Genomic DNA, 23,885 nt, shown 5'->3' on the forward strand with positions numbered 1-23,885 from the left:
TGTTTTAATTGTTAAATTAAAATAACCAATTATGAATGCGATACATAAACTCGAGCATTGGGGCGATGCACATCACCCCGCTATTCTTGACCTGCTGCGGATAACTTTAGGCATTTTTTTGTTCATGAAGGGTTACGCGTTTTTTCACAACATGGCTTTTTTGCAATATACCATCGAAGATCAAAGGTTAATAGACCTATCGCCAACAGCTTTGGAAGTTTTGATGTACTATATCACTTTTGTACACCTTGCCGGCGGAGTGTTAATTGCCCTTGGTTTGCTAACGCGATTATCCTCCATCCTGCAATTACCCATCGTTATCGGGGCGATTTTTCTGATTAACATTTTTAAATCGGCCCCAAACTCCGATCTGTGGCTTTCTATTTTTGCCTGTGTGCTGCTGGGCATCTTCGCCGTTATTGGCTCCGGGCCCATATCGCTTAACAAGCTTTTATCCCCCGGCGAACAAAAAACGCATTAAAAACCCGATATTGGCCCTACATCTAACACATCATGAAAACAGACTACGGCACCCTATCGCAAACCATTAACGGCTTAAAAGAAGACGGCTATATCTTAGATTTTAATATCCACCAAGACGGCCTTTTGTGCCAAGCCAGCAACACCCAGCTATCACCAAACGATTTTGAGATAGACGGTATATTCCGTTTCGAGGGAGAATCTAACCCCGACGACGAGGCCGTACTTTACGCCATATCATCAAAAAAAGACGGCACTAAAGGCACGCTGGTAAACGGTTACGGGATTTCGGCCGAAGAAATGCCAGCTGCATTGGTTGAGAAATTGCGCACACACTAAACTGGCATTTTCGGCAAGCCTTATTTTAGCTACATTACCGGTTACGGGTTTCATCATCTGGTGGGGGTAAACGAATAAAGAAACTCAAGCCAAAAGTAAGGCGCAGGTATGTGCGCGCTACTGTGCCATCATACACATTCCCTATTGATATACAATATATTAGCCGCGATTTTTGCAATTTATTTTCGCTATAAATAAGCTAAATAATTCGGTTACTTAAACATAGTATCTAACTTGCCGACATGGATAATTTTATGGCCGCCAGGTCGCAAATGGCATTGTCCCTGGGCTTTCACATAGTATTTTCGTGCATTGGCATGGTGATGCCATTCTTTATGGCTGTGTCGCACTTTCTTTGGCTGCGCATAGGCAACCCTGTATATCAAAATGTAACCAAGGCATGGAGCAAGGGCGTAGCCATCTTCTTCGCCACCGGCGCGGTATCAGGCACGGTACTTTCTTTTGAACTTGGCCTGCTTTGGCCAACGTTTATGAAACACGCCGGGCCTATCTTCGGTATGCCATTTTCGTTAGAGGGAACAGCCTTTTTTATAGAAGCCATCGCTTTAGGGTTTTTCCTTTACGGATGGAACAGGTTTAACCGTTGGTTCCATTGGTTTACGGGGGTTGTGGTAGGCATCAGCGGCCTTTTATCGGGCATATTGGTGGTGGCAGCCAACGCCTGGATGAACAGCCCCGCCGGCTTCGACCTCATAGATGGCAAGTACACCAACATCGACCCAATAAAAGCGATGTTTAACCCGGCCTGGTTCTCGCAGGCCCTGCACATGTCGGTAGCGGCATTCGCTGCAACAGGCTTCGCGGTGGCGGGCGTACACGCGCTGATGATATTGCGTAAACAGAATATAAACTTCCACATGCGGGCTTTTAAAATCGCGGCCATATTTGGCGTGGTGGCAGCCATATTGCAACCGCTAAGCGGCGATATATCTGCTAAGATGGTAGCCAAAAGGCAACCCGCCAAGCTTGCCGCCATGGAAGCGCATTTCGAAACTAAATCATATTCGCCGTTGATCATCGGCGGCATCCCCGATGTAAAAAATAAAAAGGTTAATTACGCTATAGAGCTGCCCGGCATGCTCAGTTTTATGATATATGACGACTTTAAGACACCCGTAAAAGGCCTCGACCAAATCCCCATCAAGGATCAGCCACCTATCGCGGTAACGCATTTCGCTTTCCAGATCATGGTGGCCCTGGGTATGCTGATGATGGGCCTTGGCGTGATATACCTGATAGCCCTTTGGAAAAAGAATACCTGGTTTGATAAACGCTGGTTCCTCAAGCTATTCATTTTGGCCACCCCTATCGGTTTTATCGCCGTAGAGGCCGGGTGGACCGTTACCGAAGTTGGCCGCCAGCCCTGGATAATACAAGGCGTTATGCGCACGGCAGATGCCGTTACGCCAATGCCGGGCATCAGCTATTCGTTCTACTTGTTTACGGCGGTTTATTTTACGCTGAGTTTGGCAGTGATATTCCTCCTATACAGGCAAATTAAAATGGTGCCCGAAATTTACGATAACCCTAACCCCGCAAAAGCATGATATACGTTGTAATCGTTTTTTTATGGGTGGCGCTCCTGCTGTACCTTGTAATGGGTGGGGCCGATTTTGGGGCGGGCATCATAGAGATGTTTACGTCTAACAAAAATAAATCGCGCACGCGGAAGATCATGTATAACGCCATAGGGCCGATATGGGAGGCTAACCACATGTGGCTTATCATCGCTATTGTGATCTTGTTCGTTGGTTTCCCGGTGATCTATGCCACCATGTCTACCTATCTGCATATCCCGCTTACGGTAATGCTGATGGGGATCATCGCGCGCGGCACGGCGCTTACCTTCCGTAATTATGATGCGGTGCATGATAATATGCAGAAGGTTTATAACAAGATCTTTGTGTACTCCAGCTTTATCACTCCTTTATTTTTGGGCATTATAGCGGGCAGCGCGGTATCCGGCCGGGTAGATCCGCATGCCACCAACTTTATGGATGCCTACATCTACAGCTGGTTCAACTCGTTCTCTATCGCTATCGGCTTCTTCACTGTTGCGCTATGCGGATTTTTAGCAGCCATCTACCTCATCGGCGAAACCAGGGACGAGGCCGAACGCAAGAGTTTTATCCGTAAGGCCAAACTGATGAATGTGGCGGCTGTGGTGGCGGGCTCGGTGGTATTTATCGCATCGGTTAAGGAGAACATCCCGCTGGTTCAATGGGTGTTTGGTAACGTTATAGGTATAGCGGCAGTTAGTGCGGCAACCATTTCGCTTATCGCTTTATGGTACCTCATCGCCAAAGGCAAACACTTTATCATCCGGGTACTGGCAGGCTTCCAGGTAACCATGATCTTGCTGACCACTACTTATAAACACTACCCCAATATCATCATCCTTAAAAACGGCGGCCACCTTTCCCTCATCGAAGATCAGGGTGCCGAGAAAGCCATCCAGGCCTTAGGTGTAGCTTTATTGGTTGGCAGTTTATTTATCCTGCCCGCGCTGTTTTATTTGATCTGGAGTTTCCAGTATAAACCGGAGCAGGTTGATGAGGAAATGCATGGGCATTAAAAAGTCCGAAAGTCGGTGAAGTCCGAAAGTCCGGAAGATAAATTTCGCAGAGAATCTTTCGGACTTCCGGACTTTTCTGACTTTCGGACTTTCGGACTCAAAACTTATTTAACCTTCAACTCCTTACCGGCGATATCTTCCCAACGGTAATAATGAAATGTACGGTCATCGCTCATCACCACGAACAAGCCGTGTTTAAAGGTGTCATTTAAGGGCATATTCACCACATCAGAGCCATCGCTTTGGGTAGCCTGTACGTTGGCGACCTTCAATAACTTATGCTGAAACGGGTTTTGGTTTGTGCCTTCGCGGCTAAAGATCTGGAAACGGTTTGCCCCCTGGTCAGATACCAAAATGTAACCTGTAGTATCTGTCAGTTTGTATATCGAAATTCCCTCGTGGTCGGCTTTGAAACCAGTGGTGCCAAATATGGCCAGCTGCTGGTTACCTTTCTCGGGGTCGGCGTAGTATTGGCGCACGCCAACCTGCTCATCCGAGTAATAGATATATCCCAGTTCGTTATCCACCGCTATGGATTCTATCTCTTTTTTGCCGCTGTACTCGCCAAATTTGCGCACAAGGGTTGCTTTTACATTACCTGTGCCATCATCGCTCAATAAATACTGCCAGATGTAGCCGCCTGTTTTAGGGCCATTTTTGCGGCCAACTATAGCGTACATCTTGCCATCCTTAGCGGTGTAGACAGAAATACCCATCAAATCGCGATACTCCATGCCTATTTCGCCAACAAACATATTGATGCCGCCTTTGTCAACAGGTTTCATATCCGGTAACGAATAAATACGCAGCTTGTGGCTAATACGTTCGGTTGTAATAGCGATATCAGTTGGTTTACCGCCCAGCATCAGGCCGTAAGCAAGATCTACATTGTTTGGGCGATGCAAACCGCGCACCACTTTATCTTTAATTATCTTCCCCTGCAGATCGAACACATACAAAGCACCATCGGCATCTTTATCCGTGCCTATCACCTGGCTTTTAGCCGGGTCTGCTTTGTTTACCCAAATGGCAGGATCGTCGGTATCATACTTAACCGCCTCGGTTATCACAACCGGTTTAATGGCGTTGGTATCAACCGCCGGCTTGCACGACATTAGTGCCAATAAAGCCAACGGCGTAAATGAATATATTTTAACTCCCTTCATCCCAATTACAATTTAACACCGTAAGCGCCAATGTACACAGATGGCTCGGGAGATACATAGGTAATGCCATTTAACATCGTGATACCCGCCTTATGGTGACGCGTAAAGGTGGTAGTTCCTTTTGCCATGGCAGGTGAATTACCTTGCAGGTGAAAATCCCACGCGGTGTTAAAGTCAGGGCTCAATACCGGGTTGTTAAGCGGGAAGTTTACAAACTTAGGGTCGTTATCGCCTGCTGCGGTTCCTCTTACATCATTTGCACCACCGGTTACAACATCGTTTTTACCAACCTGGAACTGGTCTACAGTTGCCTGGTCGAAACCATAGTACCAGTTGAAATCGTTTTTAGAACGGTTATCTTCCAGTTTTTTAGGGTCGTGTTTGATACCAAAACGAGTATTGGCAAACATGTTGTTATAAAGTTCGGCACGCACAGTGGCCTCTAACCAAACCGACCCACCCTTGGCGGTAGGCCTTCTCCAACCTGTATTAACCATTGTATTATTATATGCGATGATGTATGCCTGTGGGGTACGGTCGCCGCTGTTAGATAGCTTAAGCGCGTTAGTATTACAACTGTAAACCAGGTTGTTTGCCACATCGGCCAAACAGCCCGATTTAAAGTTCATGGCCTCGCCGCCTGTTACGCCTGTCGTGTAAAATACGTTGTTCGCAAAAATGATCTTACCACCCTCGATGTAAGTACAATCTTCCTGGAAGTTACGGATGATGCTATTTTGCACGATCAGTTTACCGTTAACGTTCGAGAACCAAAGCGCAGGCAGGTTCTCGCCCGCTATCGCTTTGTATAATCCCATTTTTACTGATGTAGATGCATCTGAAGTTGTTGCACCGCCATATTCAAGAATGGTATGGTCAAGCACCAGTTCGGCACAGGTTGGGCCTGCTAATATACCACCCCAAAGTTTACCAAATTTATTTTCGGCAGTACGGTAAACATCGCTTACAGTAAATTTTACCGGGTTAGCATCAGTACCCAACGAGTACAGGTTACCTTTTACCACTATCTCGGGCTTGGCAGTAACATCCATCAAAACGGTTACACCTTCTTCAATGGTAAGCGATTGTCCTTCGGGGATAATAATATCACCCTTAATTTCGTGCACGCTGCCCTTTGCCCACACGCCCGATACTTCACCAATTGCCGAACCGTTTTGCGGCGTGGTATCAACATCTTTGTTAGCTTTTTGGCAACCGGTAAATACCAGTGTGCCTAAGGCCAGGGCCGTTAAAATCTGCTTTAATTTCATCTTAATTTTTATTTGAAATGCTGTTATACTTTTAATTAATTGAATTTATACCTAACCCCTATCAGGTAAGTTTGGCCGTACAGATCATTACGGATAAGCGTGTGGCCGTTGGTTACCAGGTTTTCCTGTAGCTTATCGTTTTCGGCGTTAACACCTTGTATGTAAAGTTTAAACGGTGTATTAAGCAGGTTACCGGCTTTCGCAAATACGCTTATGCCGCTTTTAAACCTTTTCTCGGCCGAGGCATCCATCTGGATAAAGCCCGTTTGCCAAAAATCATTGTTAACAAATTGCGATACCGTATTGATGCGCGGGCCTGTATAAGCGCCGGCTATCTGTACATCCCAGCCTTTTTTAGTGTCTTTATATAATAACGACAAGTTTGCAATGTGCTCCGACTGCCCAAAAAGCGGCCTGGTCTGGTTAACTTCAACCGTTTCGATATCGCCGGTTGTACCGTTTATCTGGCGTTTGTTTTTTGTAGTGGTAATGCGCGAATGGGTGTAAGTATAGTTTGCCTTGAAACCAATTTTGTTAAAAAATTTAACGTAATCTATCTCGGCACCGTAGTTTTTGGCTGTGCCAAAGTTGCCCGGTATGTAGTAAATATTATTGTGCGCAGAACCATCAGACTCGAAGGTAAATTCGATAGGGTCTTTTATGTTTTTATAAAACGCGCCTACAAGTAACTGCTCGGATGCACCCGGGAACAACTCGTAACGCAGGTCATAATTATCGGCAAGTGCACGTTTAAGATCAGGGTTACCTCTTTCATCGTAATCATCACCCGGCACACCGCCCGGTATCAGCTCAAAAAAGCCGGGGCGGTTAACTGCCTTATAATATGATGCATGTAATTGTGCCTTATCTGTTAAATGGTATTTGGCTATCAAACTTGGCAGCACATCGGTATATACCTGGTTGCCTGTAGGCCTTGTTTCGCCCTGCGGGAACAGCATATTATAGCCCTGGTTGGTATGCTCTACACGCGCGCCCCCTGTTAATTCAAACTTTTCGTTTCGGTAGCTAAACATACCGTAGCCTGCGCTGGTTTTTTCTGACGCATCGTAGGTAAGCGGGTTGGCTACACCACCTGTAGGATTATTAACAACCAGGTTTAGGTCGGTATATTTTTGAAAATCCACACCATAAAGCAAGCCCGCGTTAGCGGCAGATGGCGATAACGAATAGTTGTTATAAAAGCTGCTTCGTTGTTTATCGCGGTATAAACCACCAATGCTGATGTCTAAATTTTTAACACCTCTAAAGATGTTATAGGTAAGATCCAGGTAACCTGCCTTGTCCTCATCTGTATTGCGTTCCCAGCGGCTCTCTACCGGTGATGTGTTTACCAGCGAAGTGCGCGTGTCACCGTTATTCTGGCGCAGCCCATTCAATTCGATATTGGTATTTTGAGGCACCTCATTTAATGCCGATGAATACACTGCCGACCACTGCACTTTAAACTTATCGTTAAAAAATTTGTGATCGCCATGCAGGGTACTGTTGTATATCTGCTGTTCGGTCAATCGGCTGCGGGTGTTGTAAACAAGTTCGGCGTTACCATTGGCTGGGTCATATACGCCGTTATAATTGGTTATTAGCGCCTCGCGGAGCTGCTGGCTCTTAAGGTTTACGTACATGTTATACAGGCTGATCTTATTGTTCTTGTCAAACACATAATCAACCTTGCCGTGCAAGCCTAAACGGGTTTGGTGGTCAGATATCTGGCGCTCGCTTTTGTTGGTAATGGTGCTATACTCATCAGTACCGCTTACTGTAGAACCATATAATGTACTATTGCTACCGCGATAGTTGTTTTGGTAGCTGCCTGCAACAATTACACCCAGTTTGCCATCTAAAAACCGCTGACCGATAGAAATACTGCCAATAACGTTTGGCGCAGGCTTTTTTGAAGTATAATCAAGCACACCTTTAGAAAAATCGGCTTGGGTGGCGCTATAGGCACGGCCGTTTATTTCGTAAGGCGATTTATGGTTGATGCCCGATGCATCAAAGCCGGTAAAGTTACGGTCGAAAAATAACTGGCTGTAACCGGTAGCGATGTTGGCGTTGATCTGGAAATGATCGGGCGCGTTTTTCATCACCATGTTTACAGCACCACCTATCGCGTCACCCTCGAGGTTTGGCGTAAGGGTTTTGTAGATCTCCAGGCGGTCAAGCAGGTCCGACGGGAAAAGATCCAGTGGTACATAGCGGTATTTGTTATCCGGGCTCGGGATCTTTACGCCGTTAACCAGTGTATAATTATAACGTTTATCCATACCACGTATGGTAGCAAACTGGCCGTCGCCATTACTGTTACGCTCGATAGATACGCCCGATACACGCTGCATAACGTTAGCAACGGTCAAATCCGGAGATACCTCAATAGCACGGCCCGATACGATATTCATCACCTGCGTAGCATTTTGCTCGATACGGCGGGCATCGCGCTCGGTAGAACCGCTTGCTGTGGCACGCACAGTAACCTCGCCCAGGTCTTTAGCTGCACTTTCCATGTAAATTTTAACATGGTCGTTATCTTTTTCCAACACCGTTATTTGTCGGGTAATGGTTTTGTAGGTGATATAACTGATGCGAAGTGTTGCCGCGCCCGCAGCTACACCCTTTATTTCGAATGAACCATCCAGCCCGGTGCTGGTGGCTTTGCCTGTCCCATCTAAAACAATGGTGGCACCTACCAAGGCTTCGCCCGAATGTTTATCGTAAACGTGGCCTTTAATTTTAGCGGCACCGGCTATTGTTGCACAAAAGAGAAGTGGCAACAGTACTTGTAAAAGTTTATTCATTGCTGTGTGATAACGTCCATTTTTATTTGACGATGTAAAGTTGTGTTACATCCTATCACAAAAAGAATTTACAGCGTTACCGAAAGGCAACAGCGTTACAAAGCCTATATATCAAAAGGCAACAACCAAATTCAAATTATTGATTTTCAATTATATATCATAAATAGAAACCTCCGTTACCATTTCATTACCGTTACATTACCGTAATGTTAAGTCGTTAAAATAATCACAAACTGGGTTTGAATGAGCGGCCTTGTAACGCTTTACAACGTTTGTATAAACGCCGTAAGGTTATCGCCCTGCGGGATATTCAGCTTTTTGCGCAGCCTGTAACGCGATACGCGGAGGCTATCGGTAGAAATTCCTAATAAAGTGGCAATGTCGTGCGAGTCGAGGTTGATGCGGAGCAGGGCTATCAACCTCATATCTGCCGAGGTGAGATCGGTGCTGTATTTTTTAATACTGTCGAAAAACTGCTGGTGCACCTGTTCAAAGGCGGTGGTAAACTCTTTCCAATGCTGCTCGTGGTTAAAGTTTTCGTTTATCTGGAGGATAAGCTGCTGCATTTGTTTCTTTTGGTCGCGCTTATCTTCTTTTACCATAGCCTGTAAGCTGCTACGCAAATGCTCCAAAAACTGGTTGTTCTTGATCAGGTTGAGGGTGTGGGTAGACAGCTCCCGGCTTTTAATATCCAGCTGCTGTTTAAGGCTATCTTCCTCTAAATGCCGGTTCTTAAGTTCCAACTGCGTTAACTCATGCTCGGCTTCCTTTTGTTTTGCCAAAGCATGCTGATCTTTAATTTTTAAGCGTTGGCGGCTAAAGATCACCATGCCCAATATCACCAATAGTACAATCACTACAAACACGGCCACACCTATAATGCGGTTTATTTTGCGGATGTTGTTGAGGCGGGTTATCTCGTCGCTCTTTTTATTAATGTCGTATAGCACCTGTAAAAACGCGGTTTGGTTAACCCCATCTTTTGAATATACTTCTAATGAATACTTGCGGCTAAGTTCGGCGTAATGATAAGCGCTATCCATGCGGTTCATTAACTCATAAGCCTTGCCCAGGTCCTTACTACAGGATGCCAGCTGGTAAATATTACCCGTTTGCTGCGCCATAGCCATCGCCCTGCGAGATTCCACGATGCTCTCGGCATACTTACCCGTCTTACGCAAAATGTCGCCCAGGTTGTTTATTACTTCTATAGTGCCAATGTCATTATGATCCTCCTTATAAAGTTGCAGCGAGTGGTTAAAGCTGGTGTAGGCACTGTCGTATTTAGCCAGGTCTTCATAAATGCTGCCCAGGTTCTCGTATATTTTGGCGGCACCCTGTTTATAATTGGCTTGGGTATAGTTTTTTAATGCGAGGTTTTGGTAATAGAACGCGCTATCGTACCGATGGCTTTTTTCGTACAGGTGGCCGATATTACCAAAAATCTCCGCCTGGCCTTTCAGGTTATTATTCTCTTTGTAGATGCTTAACGCTTTGTTATACATAGCGCGCGATCTGTCCAGCTGTTTATTGTAGTAATACAGCACCCCCATTTCGCCGGTATTGGCGGCCAGCCTGTCGCGGTTGTTGCCTGCGCTAAAGATCTTATCGGCGTGTAAATAAAAATCGAGCGCCTGGGCATAGTGGCCCTGGTTATAACAAATCTGCCCCATTTGCTGCAGGCAGATGCCTTCTGTAAGCGGGTCGTTCTTATCTATTGCCTGCGCATGCAGTTTTTTAAGGATGATAAGTGCCGAATCGGGATGCTTCTGGCTAAGCGAGCGTGTGGAAAGCAATTCCTTGTCCTGTGCTTTAAGGTTAAAGCAGCAGACTGAAATACAGGCCGTAAAAACAAACAGGAATAAACGTTTAGCCATTTGTGCGTGTTGCGTAACAGCAACTATACAAATGAACTATTTTAATATTAAGTTAATATTAAGCCATCAACCACCAAACAGCTTCTCTACCAAAGCCTCTTTACGCGACGCGGATACCTCCACCTCGGTGCCATCGCTCATTTCCAGTGTACCACCATCACCCTTGCGGTATTTTACAATATAATCAAGGTTTACGATTACGGAGCGGTTTATGCGCAGAAAGAAAGCATCCGTAAGTACGTTCTCGTATTCTTTAAGGGTTTTTGATACCACTATCTTTTTACGATCGGCAAGGTAAAAGGTACTGTAGTTGCTCATGGCTTCTACGCGTACAATGTTGGCTTTATCTATAAGATACACCCCCTCGGCAGTTGGCAGGGCAATGCGGTTGCGCGATGGTTTATCTGATATTTTAATTTGCTGTTTATCCTGCTCAGCAAAGCGCTTTTTTAGGCGATAAATGGCTGTGTGCAGCTCCTCCTCGTCTATAGGTTTCAAAAGATAATCAACCGCGCTAAGGCGCAATGCTTCCAGGGTATAGGTGTCATAAGCCGTGGTAAATATCACCTGGAAATTGAACGCGCCAAGCTTCTCTAAAAACTGGAACCCGTTAAGGCCCGGCATCTCCACATCTAAAAAAAGCACATCCGGGTTAAGGTCAACAATTTTCGACAGAGCTTTATACGGGTCGTTAAATACGGCGGCAACCTCCAGGTCGTCCTCAAACGATTCCAGTTTGCGGTTAAGCAAGCTGCTGCCCCGCTCCTCGTCATCTAATATTACTGCTTTTAACATTGGTAGATGGTATAAATTTGATGGTAAACTAATATAGGATTATTTGGCTGATTTGAATTTTCTTATTTCGGATCAAGCGTCGCGGTGATTATCCCGTCGGCAGCCGAATAGCTTTCATAGTTAAGCTTGCCGTTCTGTACAATCAAAAACAGGCTTGATTTGCTTGGTGTGTCATAAACGTAAGCCGCTATGTTCCCACCGGGGGTGTAAGTATATTTTTGTGTATCACCGGCAAAAAACAACTGATCCGTGGCGGCTTCAAAATCTATTTCAGCAGTAAAATCAAGGTTAAAATTTGGGTAATGGATGACCCCTTTAAACTTTGTGCCCCTTAATAAACTCGCCCCGGGTTGCGGGCCTAAATTTGCCGATGTAAAGTTTAGGCCCGCGATAAGCCAGTCGGTTATCTGGCCGTCTTTCAGGTTAAAATAGCCGTTATCGTCCAATACAATCTTATCTTTTTCTACGTGGAAGTTCAAAGTACTTTCGCCGTTAAGGTTTAGCAGTTTGGCTTTGTTGCCAGCCATCAGGGTTAGTACGTAAGGGTGCTCCGCGCCTCCATCGGTAACAATGGTATTTTTCATTTTCCCCTGGATAATGTATCCCACATAATCTTTCGAATCGCCGCCTTTATTTGATGCATCTTTACGGCAGCCCGCCATGCAAAATGGTAGCACAAGCAGTATAAATAGTATTTTTTTCATGATGGTTAATGTTTAATTGCTTTTGTTAATGTTAAAGTAGCAGCATGCCTTAAGCCGTTCTTTGATAACGAGTTACCCCCGAACCGGCAATGAGCGAACAAGCCCTTTTATCGGGTAAGCCTTGCTATTGTACCCAGGTTTTAAATTTGGCGTTCATTTGCTGTGTCCAGTTGCCGCCGCAATGGGTTTCGCAGCTGTTATCGGTAACGCCACCGCTTTGGGCTTTGATGGCCGAGTTGGCCGGGATCATATCATACAATGCTTTGCCGTTAAAATCACCTTCGTTATTGCCTTTGCAATTAATGCTGAATACGGGCACTTTAAAATGCTCGGCTTTCCAGGTATCGGCACCGCCACAGGCAGCTAATACACCCTTGGTATAGGCCAGCGTATTGTTCACTGTAATATCGGTAAGCAGCATAAAGCTGGCGTAAGAAAAGCCCGCCACTGCCGATTTTGATTTAGCAACCCCATATTTTTCTGATAAGGCTGTGATACATTTATCATAGTCCTGCGCTATTTGCGCGGCGCTGTTGTTCCAATCGGCGTTGCCTGCAGTTTTACGGTATTGTACAATAGCGGTTACATAGCCATCTTTAGCAGCGGTTTGGCAAAGGTCGGTTTCGGCACCACCATCAAGGGTGCCTGGCGACGGGTCATTTTCGTTGTTACCGCTGCCCACTACCAGGATGCCTTTAAAATTAGCCGCGCCATCTTTGGTAAAAACACGGTAGGTAATGCCGTTATTGGTTTCTGTTTTTTGCGATATGCCACCCACCTGTTGCGGTGGCTGCACATTGCCGTTATCCGGGTTATTGGGATTAGATTCATTTTTTTTGCCGCATGCCGCCAATAGCAACAGTGAAGCGATAAGTAGGTAGTTTTTCATTTCTCTCTGTATTTGTTTCCTCAAAGAAGGGGTAAAAAATCGCCCGAAAAGCACGAACCTATTGAACAGGCATTTTTACCGAGTGAATGCAGGGTTCTGCTTAGCGTGTGCTACCTTTAATAAAAATGATTATGCTTTAATTTGGATATATTTATAATAATTCAACCACCCCGTAATATGACCAAGAGGATTTTTTTAATACTCGTGCTGTTTATAACCTGCTTTTCTATTAACACCTCCGCTCAAAAGCAAGGCAAGGCTGCGGTTGATTCTATGCTGATTACCCTTAAAAAATCCAAACCCGACATCAACAGGGTTAAACTGCTGGATAGCCTCGCGCTGATCACCTCGGGCTTTAGTTCAGATAGCGCAATAAAATACGCCCGGCAAGGCCTGGCACTGGCGCAGAAACTGAACTATAAACAAGGTGTGACAAATTCGGCCAGGCTGATGGGTGCTATCCAAATGGACCTGGGCAAGAATGACCTGGCACTGGCTAATTTTAAACTGTCATACGAAATAGCTGAACAGTTAAACGACACATACGGCATGATAGCCGGTTTAAATAACATAGGCGCAATTTATCAGCGTACCAGCAATTACCCTATGGCGGCTAATTACTTTTTTAAAGGCCTTAAAATTGCCGAAGGTTACAAAGATGATAAAGCAATTGCTCAAAGCGAAACCAATATTGGCACCTTATATGCGCAACAGCAAAACATTGACCAGGGCATAAAACATGCCCGGAGGGCAGAGGAACTTTATCAGCATCTTAACCAGCCATCCGAAAGGGCTAAAAACCTGGAGATATATGGCCTTTGCTATGTATTTGCTGCAAAATTTAAACAGGCCATACCCCTATTTTTAAAAGCCTTAAAACTTTACGAAAGCCAGAACGACGAACTTGGCAAAGCCATCATATACACACAACTGGTAAATTGCAGTGCCGATGACCCGGTAAAACAGGTAGAATATTTAAATAAAGCACAAGTACTATGGGAAAAATTCGCGCCCGAAAACTTAAACGCTATTGCAAATACAGCTAATTACGGGGCTACCTATTATGCTATTTTGACCAGCCCCAATGCTTATAAAATTGTACACGAAAAGCTTGGAATGACTAAAGAGCAATTGCTTGCCGGGGCCGAGACTTATCTGAAGAAAGGCATAGCGCAAAGCCGAAAAGCGGGCAACAACGACCTGCTTTTACAGGTTATAAAGTATTATGCCGACCTAAGCGAGTATAAAAAAGATTACAAAGAGGCACTAACCAGCTTAAAAAGCTATACTACGCTGCACGATTCGTTGTATTCCCAGGATAACAAGAACAAGATAGCCGCGCTGGAGGGCGAACGTGAGATAGCCATCCGTGATAAACAGATAGCTAACCGCAAACTGGAGGTTAAGCAGCTTTGGATCTACGGCATCCTGTTTATTGTACTTTTAACGGGCATTTTGCTGTCCCTTTTAAACCGTTACCGCATTAAGCAACTGAGGCTAAACCATACCTTACAACAACAGGAAGCACAACAAGAGGCCAAGGAACTGAGCTACCGAAACAAATTATCTGAAAGCGAACTGAAGGCCATCCGATCGCAAATGAACCCGCACTTTATATTTAACGTGCTTAACTCTATCGAATCATACGTGCTGGAGAACGACTCAAAAACGGCCAGCAGGCTGGTGCAAAAGTTTGCTACCCTGAGCCGTTTGATATTGGAAAACTCCACCCAAAGTATGGTAATCGCCGAGCGCGAATGGAAAGCCCTTAAGCTATACACCGAATTGGAAGCCATGCGCTTTAACAACCAGTTTAGCTATGCGTTTTATGTAGATCCGGAGCTTGACCTGGCCACCCTGATGCTACCCCCCATGCTGGTACAGCCACTTATTGAAAACTCGATACACCACGGCCTGCGCAATTCGGCAGAAGAAAAAAGCAGCTTGAACGTACGGTTGGAACAAACCGATACCGAGATCTATTTTACTGTGGATGATACCGGCATTGGAATGGAGGAATCGGAAAAGTTTAAAACTTACTCATCTATCAAAAGCAAATCGATAGGCCTGAACGCCATCCGCGAACGGATCGAGATCATCAATGAAATGGGCAAAACACATAAAGCGGGATTCGAGATCCGTAAGAAAACCGAGGAGGAAGGGCTTGGTACCATCGCTATTTTAACGCTGCCAAAGGTTATCCGCAATACCTTTATACCTTAACCAGTTCCAAGCCCTCGGGGCGTTTTATCACCAGGTTGCTTACATCATCAAAGTAAGTGTAAACCAATTGCTCCCAGCTAAGCTGGCGGCTTATTTTTAAACCTTCGGCAGATAGTTGGATGCTGAGGATCTTGTTATTCAATATCAGTTCTATCTTCTCCAGGTAGTCGGCGGCGTTGTAGGGGCTGCACTTGAAACCGTTTACACCCTGCTCAATAAAATCTTTAGAACCGCCGCCATCAGCAATTACACACGGCAGGCCCGACGCCATGGCCTCTACCACCACATTGCCGTAAGTTTCGGACACGGAAGGGAACAGGAACACATCCGCGGAAGCATACAATATGGACAAGTACTGATGCTCTATCTTCCCCGTAAAGGCTGCTTTAGGCATCCGTTCTTCGCAGGCCTGGCGCGCGGTGCCATCGCCCACAATTAAAAAATTAACAGGTACGCCCCGCTCCTGCACCAGGTCATAAATATTAAAAAGGGTTTCGAGGTTCTTTTCCCAAACCAGCCTGCTGGCAAAAATGATGGTAGGGTTTGTGTTACCCGTTAAGCGTCGGATAAGGTTGCGCCCCCGCTTGTATGGCGAAAACAGGCGCGTATCTATCCCCCGTTTCCAGATCTTCATTTTTGTTGGGAAGACACCCATATCGCAAAGCTCGGCCTTGATACTGTCCGACGGTACGTACACTTTATCGCAACGGTTATAAAAGCTTTTGTGGCCTTTAGCGATGCGCTGTTTAAGCCCTTTGATAAATATAGGCGTGTACTTAAAGTAATAATCAACGTAGGATATAAAATGCGTGTGGTAAATACTGATGACCGGCAGGCCATTCCGGTTGGCATGATCCAGCCCAAAATTACCCAAAAACGACGGTGTGGAGAGATGGACAACATCTGCACCAAAGGCCTTTAGCTTATTGTTTAGTTTTTTTTGGGCAAGTACAGGCAGGGCTACCGAATAACTGGCGTTAAGCGGCACCGATACCCTGGGTACCTTGAACCCATCAAAACCTAATATTTTATCCGGCCCGGCACCGTAAATAAACAGGTACTCGAACCGTGTGGTATCTATCCGTTTTATCAGTTGATAAATGGTGCGCACGGCGCCATCAAAGTCTTCCACCAATATATCGGCAAAAAACGCGACCTTAATTTTTCTCAAAGGTTCTCCTTTTCACAATAAACTTACCCGCCCAAACAGCAAAACTACATAGAGTGCTGGTGCTGGTTCTTTTGTTTTAGCCGCGGCCTCATCAGCCTTTTTGGCCCGTCGGTACGTTTTACCGGAACGCGCGATGCGGCCCATATTACAAATGCCGCAATAAGTAGCATTGCCAGATCAAGCGATGAATATCCCATTTCCATTTGTTTTATGTTTAACAGTATAAAGCTACGGGCTTAGTATAACAGGAATGTTAGGGGTGTGTTATTAAATAAATTAGAGTTGGGAGCCTCTCCCCAAACCCCTCTCCGAGGGAGAGGGGCTTAAAAATCTTTTTTTTCATCCGTTTTGGACAAGGCAGGGAAAGGTTAAATCGCAGGTAGGGCCTTTTCCCAAACTTCTCTTCAAGCGAGAGGGACTTAAAAACTTTCTGAACCCTCTCCTATGGCAAGGGCAGGGTGAGGCTAAATCTTATTTGAATTTAGCCTTGGGTTTTGGCTGGCGTTAACCTGGTAGGTAAAAATTTCGTCCTGCTCGTTCACTTCTACAATGCGGTAGCCACGGTAGTCGGTTCCCCAGTCGCCGCCAATGTGCGAATCGAAAAAGTGCGGGAACTTGTTGCCCGTGTAGCGCACCCCATCTAACAAATGATCGTGCCCGTGGAAGGTGGCCTTTACATTTGGGTAGCTGTGCAGCAGGTTCACCGTTTCGGGGCAGTCTAAAAAGCCCTCGTCTTTTTGCCATTTAACGGGCGGGATGTGTAGGATCACAAATACTATCTTTTTGTTGGCAAACTTATCCAGCGAGGCTTTGATGAACTCATTATCCGGGCAAACGTACTTGCCTTTAGTATCGGCAGTGTTAGCTAATACAAAGGCGATGTCGCCATGCTCTACCGTGTAGTGGTCTTCGTAATTAAAAACGCTTTTCCAAACGGCGGCGTCGGCAAAATCGTGGTTGCCGGGGATGGTTTGGTAAGGCACGTTCAGTTTATCCAGGTATTGGGTTTTTATCTCAGGGAGCAGATCGGGGCGGTTATGCACCAGGTCGCCGTTAATGATCACCAGGTCCAGGTGGTTTTTGGCATGGTCGTCGTTAAGCCATTTAACCATGTTGCCCGTGTTTTCGGCAAAGTTGGTACCCGGCTGCCCGTAATGGATATCAGACGCCAGCGCGAACCGCAGCTTTAGTTTTGCAGGCTTATTGGTATAAGCATTACCCACATTAGCGAAACTGTTGATAGCAGGCAGCAAAAACACCCCCGCCAAACCCGTGGCGCTGGTAGTGATAAACTTACGGCGGTTAAACATAGTGGCAAATGTACTTTGTATTTGCGTACAAAGGTATAAGGGGCGTAATGATTTGAGGTTAAGGGAATGTTATGGTTTGGGGGTGGGGATTGTGTGGTAAGAAAAGGTGTGATGCTTGCGGGGTGGTAGCATAAGTGAGGTATTAAATTATTAAACTGCCTGTAGGTAAAGGCAGATTAGCTAAAGGAGCAGCGATATTAGATGCTGTGACTCTGCCTCGTAACCTAATTCTTCTAATACTTTTAATCTGGAATTTTTAGATAATCATTCTGTAAGCGTCCCTACCCCTGGCCTAACTTTACCTTGCCCAAGGTACATTAGGCTTTCAGCTTACCCCATAATCGGATTTATCGACTATATTAAGACACATGCGGCCCGCCTGCCTTCATACTATTTTTGGCAGGCTATAATTGCTTCTATTATTCTTTTAGTTTCTGTAGGGTCGCGTACCTGGATACAATCGGCACCCGATGCACGGGCCGGGAAATCATTGCCCCCTTCAAAAAGCGCATCGCCCATAAAAAGCATTTGTGCAACGTTTATTTTCAGGATATCCCTCAATTTGCGCATCCCGTAAGCTTTATCAATACCGGGCTTGGTCACGTCTATAGAAGTTGCGCCACCCAGGTTTATCGCAAACTCGGGAATCATCCCTACAAGTATTTTCCTGATCTTTTGCCGTTTTTCAAAATCGGGGTCCCAAGCCTTTTTGGGTTCGAGCGGGGCATTTTGGCCCAATGCCGAAAAGGTGATCTGGCTTTGCCTGTCTTCCACCTGTTCGCCCCAGGTTTTAGCAGCCTGGAAACCCGATTGAGCAACCGCTTTTTGAAGGGATGTAATTATCTTATGCTTCTCGCCATCAGTAAAATCCTCGGCATATAGCTTTTTCCATCCGGTCTCGTCAAACGCGTAAAACTTAGTGCCGCAGGTAGGCAATATAGATAGGTTGCTCAAGTCGCTGCCTGCAGGCAGCTGGCCTATAACCTGCTTTTGGAACTGGGGCCAATCGCCGCCGGATATAATGGCTACCTTAGCTACGGTTAAAAGCTCGCTAAACAAGTTAGCCATCTCTTCATCAATGGCGGCTTTACTTTCGGCCAGGGTGCCGTCTAAATCAAATACAATTAATTTTTTCATCGTTCACTTTTAAGAAGGAGTGCCGGGAACAAAAAAATGTTCCTTTCAATTTGAACCAAAGATTTTTTCAATTGTTTTTTATGATCTGAAACACAATCCATTTTGGCTTGTAGTAATAATACCCTCTCCGTAAGTACCCATTCAATAATGTCTCGCCGGTACTTCCTCTCAGGATTTAATTAAGAAGTATTATGAAAAAAGTTAGCATTTTTTTGATCGTGGCAGGTTTGTTATTGATCATTTTGGGTAATGTCCTTTATAAAAACCATCAAAACGCTGATGATAGCGGCGGTTCTGCAAGTATTACAACTTTTAAAGGTGGATGGTCTGTAAAGATACCGGCTTATTTTGGCGGGGTGATGTTACTCTTCGGTTCTATTTTTTATTACGTCGCAAAAGATGATAAAAGACTGAATAGTCATAAAGACCGATCTTAATTGGTATCTCTAATCTTTATCTCTATCGGTCGACGTTTTTAACTTCGACCCAAATATATTATGCTTTCACCTTACCCCTCTCCTTTAAACAATTATTATTTTTAACAGTTGTATTAAAAGCACAAAAGCAGTTAAATTGCTAAGTATTAACGGCTGTATATAAACTTAAGTTTACATAACATGGAAGATCCATTAAAAAAAGATAATAAAAAAGGGCTCTTAATTATTGGAGTGGCCCTTGGGGCTTTGGTGGCAGGCGCCGCCAAATATTTTTACAGTCGCAATAAAAGCGAAATAGATACTGTTGCAGCTGAACTGACAGACCATGCGACAGACTACCTGCAAAAGAAAAGGAACAGGATAAAATCGGGCTTTAAGGGGCTGTAAGTCTACTTTAATACCAGTTGAGCGTTCAAGTTTAACCAGCAACAAATCGAATGCCCTACCATTGTAAAACATGATTAGGCTAAGTTTGCAGCGATGTAATTACCCGGCTACCAAAACAAAAAAGCCACTTCAATAAAGAAGCGGCTTTTTGCTTGTGCGCCCACCTGGGCTCGAACCTATTCCTTAAATCAACTGAAAATCAGACAGTTGTAAAGCTTTTCTCGTTTAAGGTAGTTACATAGGTAACACGCCTTAACGACTATTCAAATATACGATTTATTGGTAAATCAAAGCTGTGATATTTGTATTTTTCATTTAGTTTTGAAGCTTCCTACGATGAATTTAGAGCGTTACAACTACTTTACAAATGATTATCAGGGTTACGAATTTAATAGTGAAGGGCCAAAAGGGCGTATTAGAAAATTAGTAATTTTTACGAAAGTTCCCGATACAAAACCGCCGATTTATAACCTAACAAAGCCCCAATCGGGGCTTTGTTATTTACATTTATCTTGCTTTTTATTGACTAACCTTTTAATATCACAAATACCATAAAGCACAAGGTGATGAATAATTGCACTTTGCCGGTTCTATTTGCAATGTTCTTTTGGGTTCCCTTGTCATCTTTATCACTTAAAGATACTCGATTGCCTGCATACGCCGCTGCTAGTTGCATGACTCCTTCTGCCATCTATGGTATATTGAGAACACGACGGAACGTCTGACTAAAGAAGATGTTGAACGTGAGTTAAACATTATGCAGGAAGCAAAGCAGAAACTCAGCAAGCCATGGCTTAACAAGGAAAGGGAATGGAACTATTTACCATAAGCGAAAGCACCCTTGGCAGATGGGTATATGATGAAGAAATGCCTTGCCGAAAAAGAGGAAAATTCATTTATTGCTATAAAGATGAGATTGACCATTGGATGAAAAAGAGAAATATCAATGTCAAGTTTGATATTGATATGCTTCTGACGATGCAGCTAAAAGCGCGTAAATGGTCATTCGATTTAAAGCAATCGAATGACAAAACAGTTGACTTGTCTAGGTTTCAAAAAGCAACGATAAACGCTCTTTTAAATAGATTAAACCATGAGGATTTCATCTAACATCAAATAAACAAATACATCTGAGACATCCTATAGAAAACCTAAGTTGGGAACATGGAAACCGAATTAAATCATGACAGCTCAGAACCAATCAAAAAGTATTTACCATGCTTGGTTCAAGATTCGTCGGTTAATAAATAATTTAATTCGGCAATAATCTCAGGGGCGCTAAATAACGAGCCTAAACCGACCCCGGTTTAGGCTTTTTTCATGCCTTTTAATGGTCAGGGGCAACGATCGGCCTCGGAGGTGGGTAAAGACCCAAGCCGAAGGCGAAAATGCACCTCGCAGGAAATTTCAACATTTGAAATCACTAGCATAAAGTAAGAAGAATTTTGCTGGCTTGTCAACATAAAGTGACATAAAATTTGCCTGTTGTTTTACCTTTGGATAAAGTTTATATATGTTGCTTGTATAATATTAAAGTCCGGATAGAGCCAGAACCGAACCCATTATCACTTGCGTAAAATATTATTATATGTGCCCTCGTTTAGTGTTTTGGTTATTTGAAATGATCTTTGCGAATTTTAAAAAGTAATTGATTATTAGAATGTAATTATAAATTGTCATTAGCTTACTCATCAGATGGACTTATATCAGAAGGTGTATTTTTTAAGGATTCTAAAATATTATGTGCAGCGCTTTGTATTTCCTTCCACCTTAAATCTAATCTAAATGAGGTTGTATTCCATAGGCTCGTAGGTAGGTCATTAATCATAACTTTTAACTTTGTTATTTTTTCTACATGATCGGAACTTAAGAGATTGCTTTCAAATAATAATTTTACATTATTATAATCTAAAAAAGTGTAATAATCACCTTCAAGCTCTTCGAGATAATAATCAAGTTTACTATCACTTGTTTCACTTAGATTAGGAGTAATTATATTTAAGGTATTTATTAATAAATCATGTAGCTTAAGAATGTTGATATCTTTATTCATTAGTTAGTTTTTAAAATAGTTGATTTTTCCCCTGACGTTGCCTTATAATTTTCATCTACAACCTTTATCTTTCCTTTTCCACTGTTTATCTTATAATAAGCGGCATCTCCACCGTGACGAGTATTTCCTTCGGTATAGGAAACAAAGCCATCTTTACCGTCTTGCAAGAACTTCCAACCATTTGAGCCATCATTTAGTGCTTTTTGAGTCCACCCTTCTCCCAAAATGGCTTTAACTTCACTAGCAGATTTACCTCATATTGCTAGTGGATTAGCTTGTAGTTCTGCAAAAGATGAAAGTTCAACAACTTTAGAGGCTTCGGGTAGCTTAATAGCAAATTCACTTGCTTTTACAGCTTCCCCGGCCTTCCCAATTTGGCCAGCAAAAACTAATTGTATTACTTCTCCAGCAATAGCCCCCTCAACTTGCCTCTTAGCATATTTATCACCTGTAGCATATTTTACCACATTGTTTACAACAGCACTTATAATAGCATTTTTAATGCTCCCGTTTTTTAAACCTGTATTAAGGTTTTTGATTGTTTGCTCAGGGGGCTGACGCATCAGTGCTTTGAAATTATTATAGCCTTGTTGTAAGTTCTGCGCTACACTTCCCAAAAACATCCCTACTTCACCCCACTCAGGCCACATACCGTCAGGATCGGTAAATCTGATAGCATTATCAAACCCATAAACGTATGGTGACCAACGCCTGCCTTTTTCCGCTAATGGATCAATACTTGTCCACCTTGCTATTACCGGATCATAAAAGCGCGCGCCATAATCGTATAATCCAAGGTTTTCCTGTAACTCCTTCTTATTATAAAGATAATTATTTTTAGGGCTTGGTATTGTTCCAACTACAACATCCATCCCAAATGGATAGTAGTTATCTGTTTGTACCAGATTGGCTACTCCGCTACCTGTATCAAAATTCACTCTACTGTTACCAAGGTGATCGCTTAAGGTATATACGTAGTTGTAAGCTGTCGCTCCGTTCGGTATGGCGCGGCCTTCTTCTGTTTGAATAAAGCTGATGGTGGAAGCCGCTGCCGTACTTTCATACTGGATGCCTGTTATATAATCTGTTTTGGCTGTAGTGATTAACCTGCTTAGCTTTTGCCCGGTTGCATCATAGGTATAGATGGTGCTTTTCCCGACAATGCTTTGCGGCAAGTTTAGCAGGTTGTACACAATATTGGTGATGCTTTTGCTGTTGTCGGCTGTAAGGTTACCATTACCATCATAAGCGTAAGTGGCGGTTCCTCTTACCTGGCCTGCGTTATTTGTGGTAGCGTCCGTTACGCTTTGTAACTGGTTTGTGCCTGCTGTATAGGTGTAACTTAGCTGGTCTATCAGTGTATTGGCTGCATAACGGTTAAGGGTGGTGATGTTCCCCATCAGATCGTACCCGATATTATCCTCCCGATTACCAGCGGAAGAGGTGCTCGAGGTTAGTCGGTTCAACTGGTCGTAGGTATAACCATAATTATTGTTCAGCGTGCCTGGTGTGCCCCAATACTGGTAAACAATATTACCGTTATATGCTTTGCGGCTGCCTGTATTGTAATATAACTGCATGGCAAACAAGGGGGCGCTATTGGTTAGCAGCCAGCCCCGTTCGTTATAGGTATAGGTAACAGGTTGTTTAAAGGTGACGCCATTATCTACACTATGCAGGTACTTTTTCCATAACTGACCGATCTCATTATATTCGTTTTTGGCTAACAGTATTTTAGTATCGGCGGCCAATGCCCCGTTGGTGATCTGCTCCCAGGTATTGGTTTTACGGCCCATGTGGTCATAATCGAGATTGTTGGCTATAGTTACAGCGAGTACGGCTGCGGTACCTGCTGTGTTTTTTGTGTAATGCTTACGAGTTGTGGCCGTTAACTGATCGGTAAAATTATATTCGGTATTAATCTCGTCATAATTATAAAGACTTACTATACCGCCCAGGTAATGTTGTTTAAATGTTTTAATATTTCGACCTTCGTTATCGTAATACATCGCTGACCATAAATAATCGGGACTACTATTGGTAAGAGTATTTAACACAACAGTCTTTGTAGCGGTGAGCAAGCTTTTGGTCATTGTACTAACCCCTGCAGGGGTTGTAAAGGCCTGTGGTATACCTGGTATACCAATGTAATCATCATAATAGTTTACCGTTAGCACTTTAGTTAAAATGGGGTAGCTTGTTAAGATATAACCTGTAGGGTATGTTGCCGGGGCATT

The 23,885-nt window shown here is 44.0% G+C and carries 24 protein-coding genes; 9 read left to right on the forward strand and 15 right to left on the reverse strand.

The features are described 5' to 3' along the window. Positions 1–31 precede the first annotated feature (31 nt). From ABIB39_RS20555 to ABIB39_RS20570, 4 genes are all read left to right on the forward strand, one after another. Positions 32–481 (forward strand): DoxX family protein, encoded by a 450-nt coding sequence (locus ABIB39_RS20555; RefSeq protein WP_354432059.1) that lies wholly within the window; start codon positions 32–34, stop codon positions 479–481. A 32-nt stretch (positions 482–513) separates the two neighbouring features. After that, positions 514–819, forward strand: a complete 306-nt coding sequence (locus ABIB39_RS20560; RefSeq protein WP_354432060.1) for a phosphoribosylpyrophosphate synthetase — start codon at positions 514–516, stop codon at positions 817–819. Positions 820–1,061: 242 nt separating this feature from the next. Continuing rightward, entirely contained in the window at positions 1,062–2,387 is a 1,326-nt protein-coding gene (locus tag ABIB39_RS20565; protein WP_354432061.1) for a cytochrome ubiquinol oxidase subunit I, read from the forward strand. Further along, positions 2,384–3,415, forward strand: coding sequence for a cytochrome d ubiquinol oxidase subunit II (locus ABIB39_RS20570; RefSeq protein WP_354432062.1), 1,032 nt, complete (start codon positions 2,384–2,386; stop codon positions 3,413–3,415). The genes ABIB39_RS20565 and ABIB39_RS20570 overlap by 4 nt, the downstream gene beginning before the upstream one ends. Before the next feature lie 104 nt (positions 3,416–3,519). On the opposite strand, the gene ABIB39_RS20575 is transcribed toward ABIB39_RS20570, so the two are convergent. The 7 genes from ABIB39_RS20575 to ABIB39_RS20605 all read right to left on the reverse strand — a co-directional run bounded on the left by ABIB39_RS20575 (position 3,520) and on the right by ABIB39_RS20605 (position 12,930). Then, complete coding sequence (locus ABIB39_RS20575; protein WP_354432063.1) at positions 3,520–4,581, reverse strand: phytase; 1,062 nt, start codon at positions 4,579–4,581, stop codon at positions 3,520–3,522. A gap of 5 nt (positions 4,582–4,586) precedes the next feature. Continuing rightward, positions 4,587–5,852, reverse strand: coding sequence for a right-handed parallel beta-helix repeat-containing protein (locus ABIB39_RS20580; protein WP_354432064.1), 1,266 nt, complete (start codon positions 5,850–5,852; stop codon positions 4,587–4,589). A gap of 35 nt (positions 5,853–5,887) precedes the next feature. Next, positions 5,888–8,665 (reverse strand): TonB-dependent receptor, encoded by a 2,778-nt coding sequence (locus ABIB39_RS20585; protein WP_354432065.1) that lies wholly within the window; start codon positions 8,663–8,665, stop codon positions 5,888–5,890. A gap of 263 nt (positions 8,666–8,928) precedes the next feature. Next, entirely contained in the window at positions 8,929–10,542 is a 1,614-nt protein-coding gene (locus tag ABIB39_RS20590) for a tetratricopeptide repeat protein (RefSeq protein WP_354432066.1), read from the reverse strand. 66 nt (positions 10,543–10,608) lie between these two features. Continuing rightward, entirely contained in the window at positions 10,609–11,337 is a 729-nt protein-coding gene (locus tag ABIB39_RS20595) for a LytR/AlgR family response regulator transcription factor (RefSeq protein ID WP_354432067.1), read from the reverse strand. Positions 11,338–11,399: 62 nt separating this feature from the next. Then, positions 11,400–12,041, reverse strand: a complete 642-nt coding sequence (locus ABIB39_RS20600) for a hypothetical protein (protein WP_354432068.1) — start codon at positions 12,039–12,041, stop codon at positions 11,400–11,402. A gap of 124 nt (positions 12,042–12,165) precedes the next feature. Beyond that, a complete protein-coding gene (locus ABIB39_RS20605) occupies positions 12,166–12,930 on the reverse strand; it encodes a hypothetical protein (protein WP_354432069.1) in 765 nt (254 codons plus the stop codon). 177 nt (positions 12,931–13,107) lie between these two features. On the opposite strand from ABIB39_RS20605, the gene ABIB39_RS20610 reads away from it, so the two are divergent. Further along, complete coding sequence (locus tag ABIB39_RS20610; RefSeq protein ID WP_354432070.1) at positions 13,108–15,153, forward strand: tetratricopeptide repeat-containing sensor histidine kinase; 2,046 nt, start codon at positions 13,108–13,110, stop codon at positions 15,151–15,153. On the opposite strand, the gene ABIB39_RS20615 is transcribed toward ABIB39_RS20610, so the two are convergent. From ABIB39_RS20615 to ABIB39_RS20630, 4 genes are all read right to left on the reverse strand, one after another. Next, complete coding sequence (locus ABIB39_RS20615; protein WP_354432071.1) at positions 15,143–16,324, reverse strand: glycosyltransferase; 1,182 nt, start codon at positions 16,322–16,324, stop codon at positions 15,143–15,145. The two genes, ABIB39_RS20610 and ABIB39_RS20615, sit on opposite strands and share 11 nt — an antisense overlap. Positions 16,325–16,368: 44 nt before the next feature. Next, the gene (locus ABIB39_RS20620) at positions 16,369–16,527 is read right to left on the reverse strand and encodes a hypothetical protein (protein WP_354432072.1); all 159 of its coding nucleotides are present in this window, start codon (positions 16,525–16,527) and stop codon (positions 16,369–16,371) included. Between the two features lie 261 nt (positions 16,528–16,788). Continuing rightward, positions 16,789–17,634, reverse strand: coding sequence for a metallophosphoesterase family protein (locus tag ABIB39_RS20625; protein ID WP_354432073.1), 846 nt, complete (start codon positions 17,632–17,634; stop codon positions 16,789–16,791). Between the two features lie 390 nt (positions 17,635–18,024). After that, positions 18,025–18,771, reverse strand: coding sequence for an HAD-IIB family hydrolase (locus ABIB39_RS20630; RefSeq protein WP_354432074.1), 747 nt, complete (start codon positions 18,769–18,771; stop codon positions 18,025–18,027). Between the two features lie 191 nt (positions 18,772–18,962). Here ABIB39_RS20630 and ABIB39_RS20635 point away from each other — a divergent pair, with 191 nt between their 5' ends. The 3 genes from ABIB39_RS20635 (at position 18,963) to ABIB39_RS23315 (ending at position 20,150) form a co-directional block, all read left to right on the forward strand. Beyond that, positions 18,963–19,208, forward strand: coding sequence for a hypothetical protein (locus tag ABIB39_RS20635; protein ID WP_354432075.1), 246 nt, complete (start codon positions 18,963–18,965; stop codon positions 19,206–19,208). Positions 19,209–19,388: 180 nt separating this feature from the next. Continuing rightward, positions 19,389–19,595 carry a hypothetical protein gene (locus ABIB39_RS20640; RefSeq protein ID WP_354432076.1) on the forward strand — a complete coding sequence of 69 codons (207 nt, stop codon included), beginning with the start codon at positions 19,389–19,391 and terminating at the stop codon, positions 19,593–19,595. 336 nt (positions 19,596–19,931) lie between these two features. Further along, positions 19,932–20,150, forward strand: a complete 219-nt coding sequence (locus ABIB39_RS23315; RefSeq protein WP_502916210.1) for a DUF6934 family protein — start codon at positions 19,932–19,934, stop codon at positions 20,148–20,150. Here ABIB39_RS23315 and ABIB39_RS20645 read toward each other — a convergent pair. Further along, positions 20,122–20,286 (reverse strand): hypothetical protein, encoded by a 165-nt coding sequence (locus ABIB39_RS20645; RefSeq protein ID WP_354432077.1) that lies wholly within the window; start codon positions 20,284–20,286, stop codon positions 20,122–20,124. The genes ABIB39_RS23315 and ABIB39_RS20645 overlap by 29 nt on opposite strands. Positions 20,287–20,405: 119 nt before the next feature. Between ABIB39_RS20645 and ABIB39_RS20650 the strand changes: the two genes are divergently transcribed. Further along, positions 20,406–20,705, forward strand: coding sequence for a helix-turn-helix domain-containing protein (locus ABIB39_RS20650; protein WP_354432078.1), 300 nt, complete (start codon positions 20,406–20,408; stop codon positions 20,703–20,705). 574 nt (positions 20,706–21,279) lie between these two features. Here the strand turns inward: ABIB39_RS20650 and ABIB39_RS20655 are convergent. The 3 genes from ABIB39_RS20655 to ABIB39_RS20665 are packed head-to-tail and all read right to left on the reverse strand — an operon-like array spanning position 21,280 to position 23,825. Then, on the reverse strand, positions 21,280–21,648 hold the full coding sequence (locus tag ABIB39_RS20655) for a hypothetical protein (RefSeq protein WP_354432079.1): 369 nt from the start codon (positions 21,646–21,648) through the stop codon (positions 21,280–21,282). Further along, entirely contained in the window at positions 21,648–21,872 is a 225-nt protein-coding gene (locus tag ABIB39_RS20660; protein WP_354432080.1) for a hypothetical protein, read from the reverse strand. Before ABIB39_RS20660 ends, ABIB39_RS20655 begins: the two co-directional genes overlap by 1 nt. Before the next feature lie 30 nt (positions 21,873–21,902). Further along, positions 21,903–23,825 carry an RHS repeat domain-containing protein gene (locus ABIB39_RS20665; protein ID WP_354432081.1) on the reverse strand — a complete coding sequence of 641 codons (1,923 nt, stop codon included), beginning with the start codon at positions 23,823–23,825 and terminating at the stop codon, positions 21,903–21,905. Between the last annotated feature and the right edge of the window lie 60 nt (positions 23,826–23,885).

Origin of the sequence: Mucilaginibacter sp. UYP27 (assembly GCF_040547175.1) — a bacterium.
GTDB lineage: Bacteria > Bacteroidota > Bacteroidia > Sphingobacteriales > Sphingobacteriaceae > Mucilaginibacter.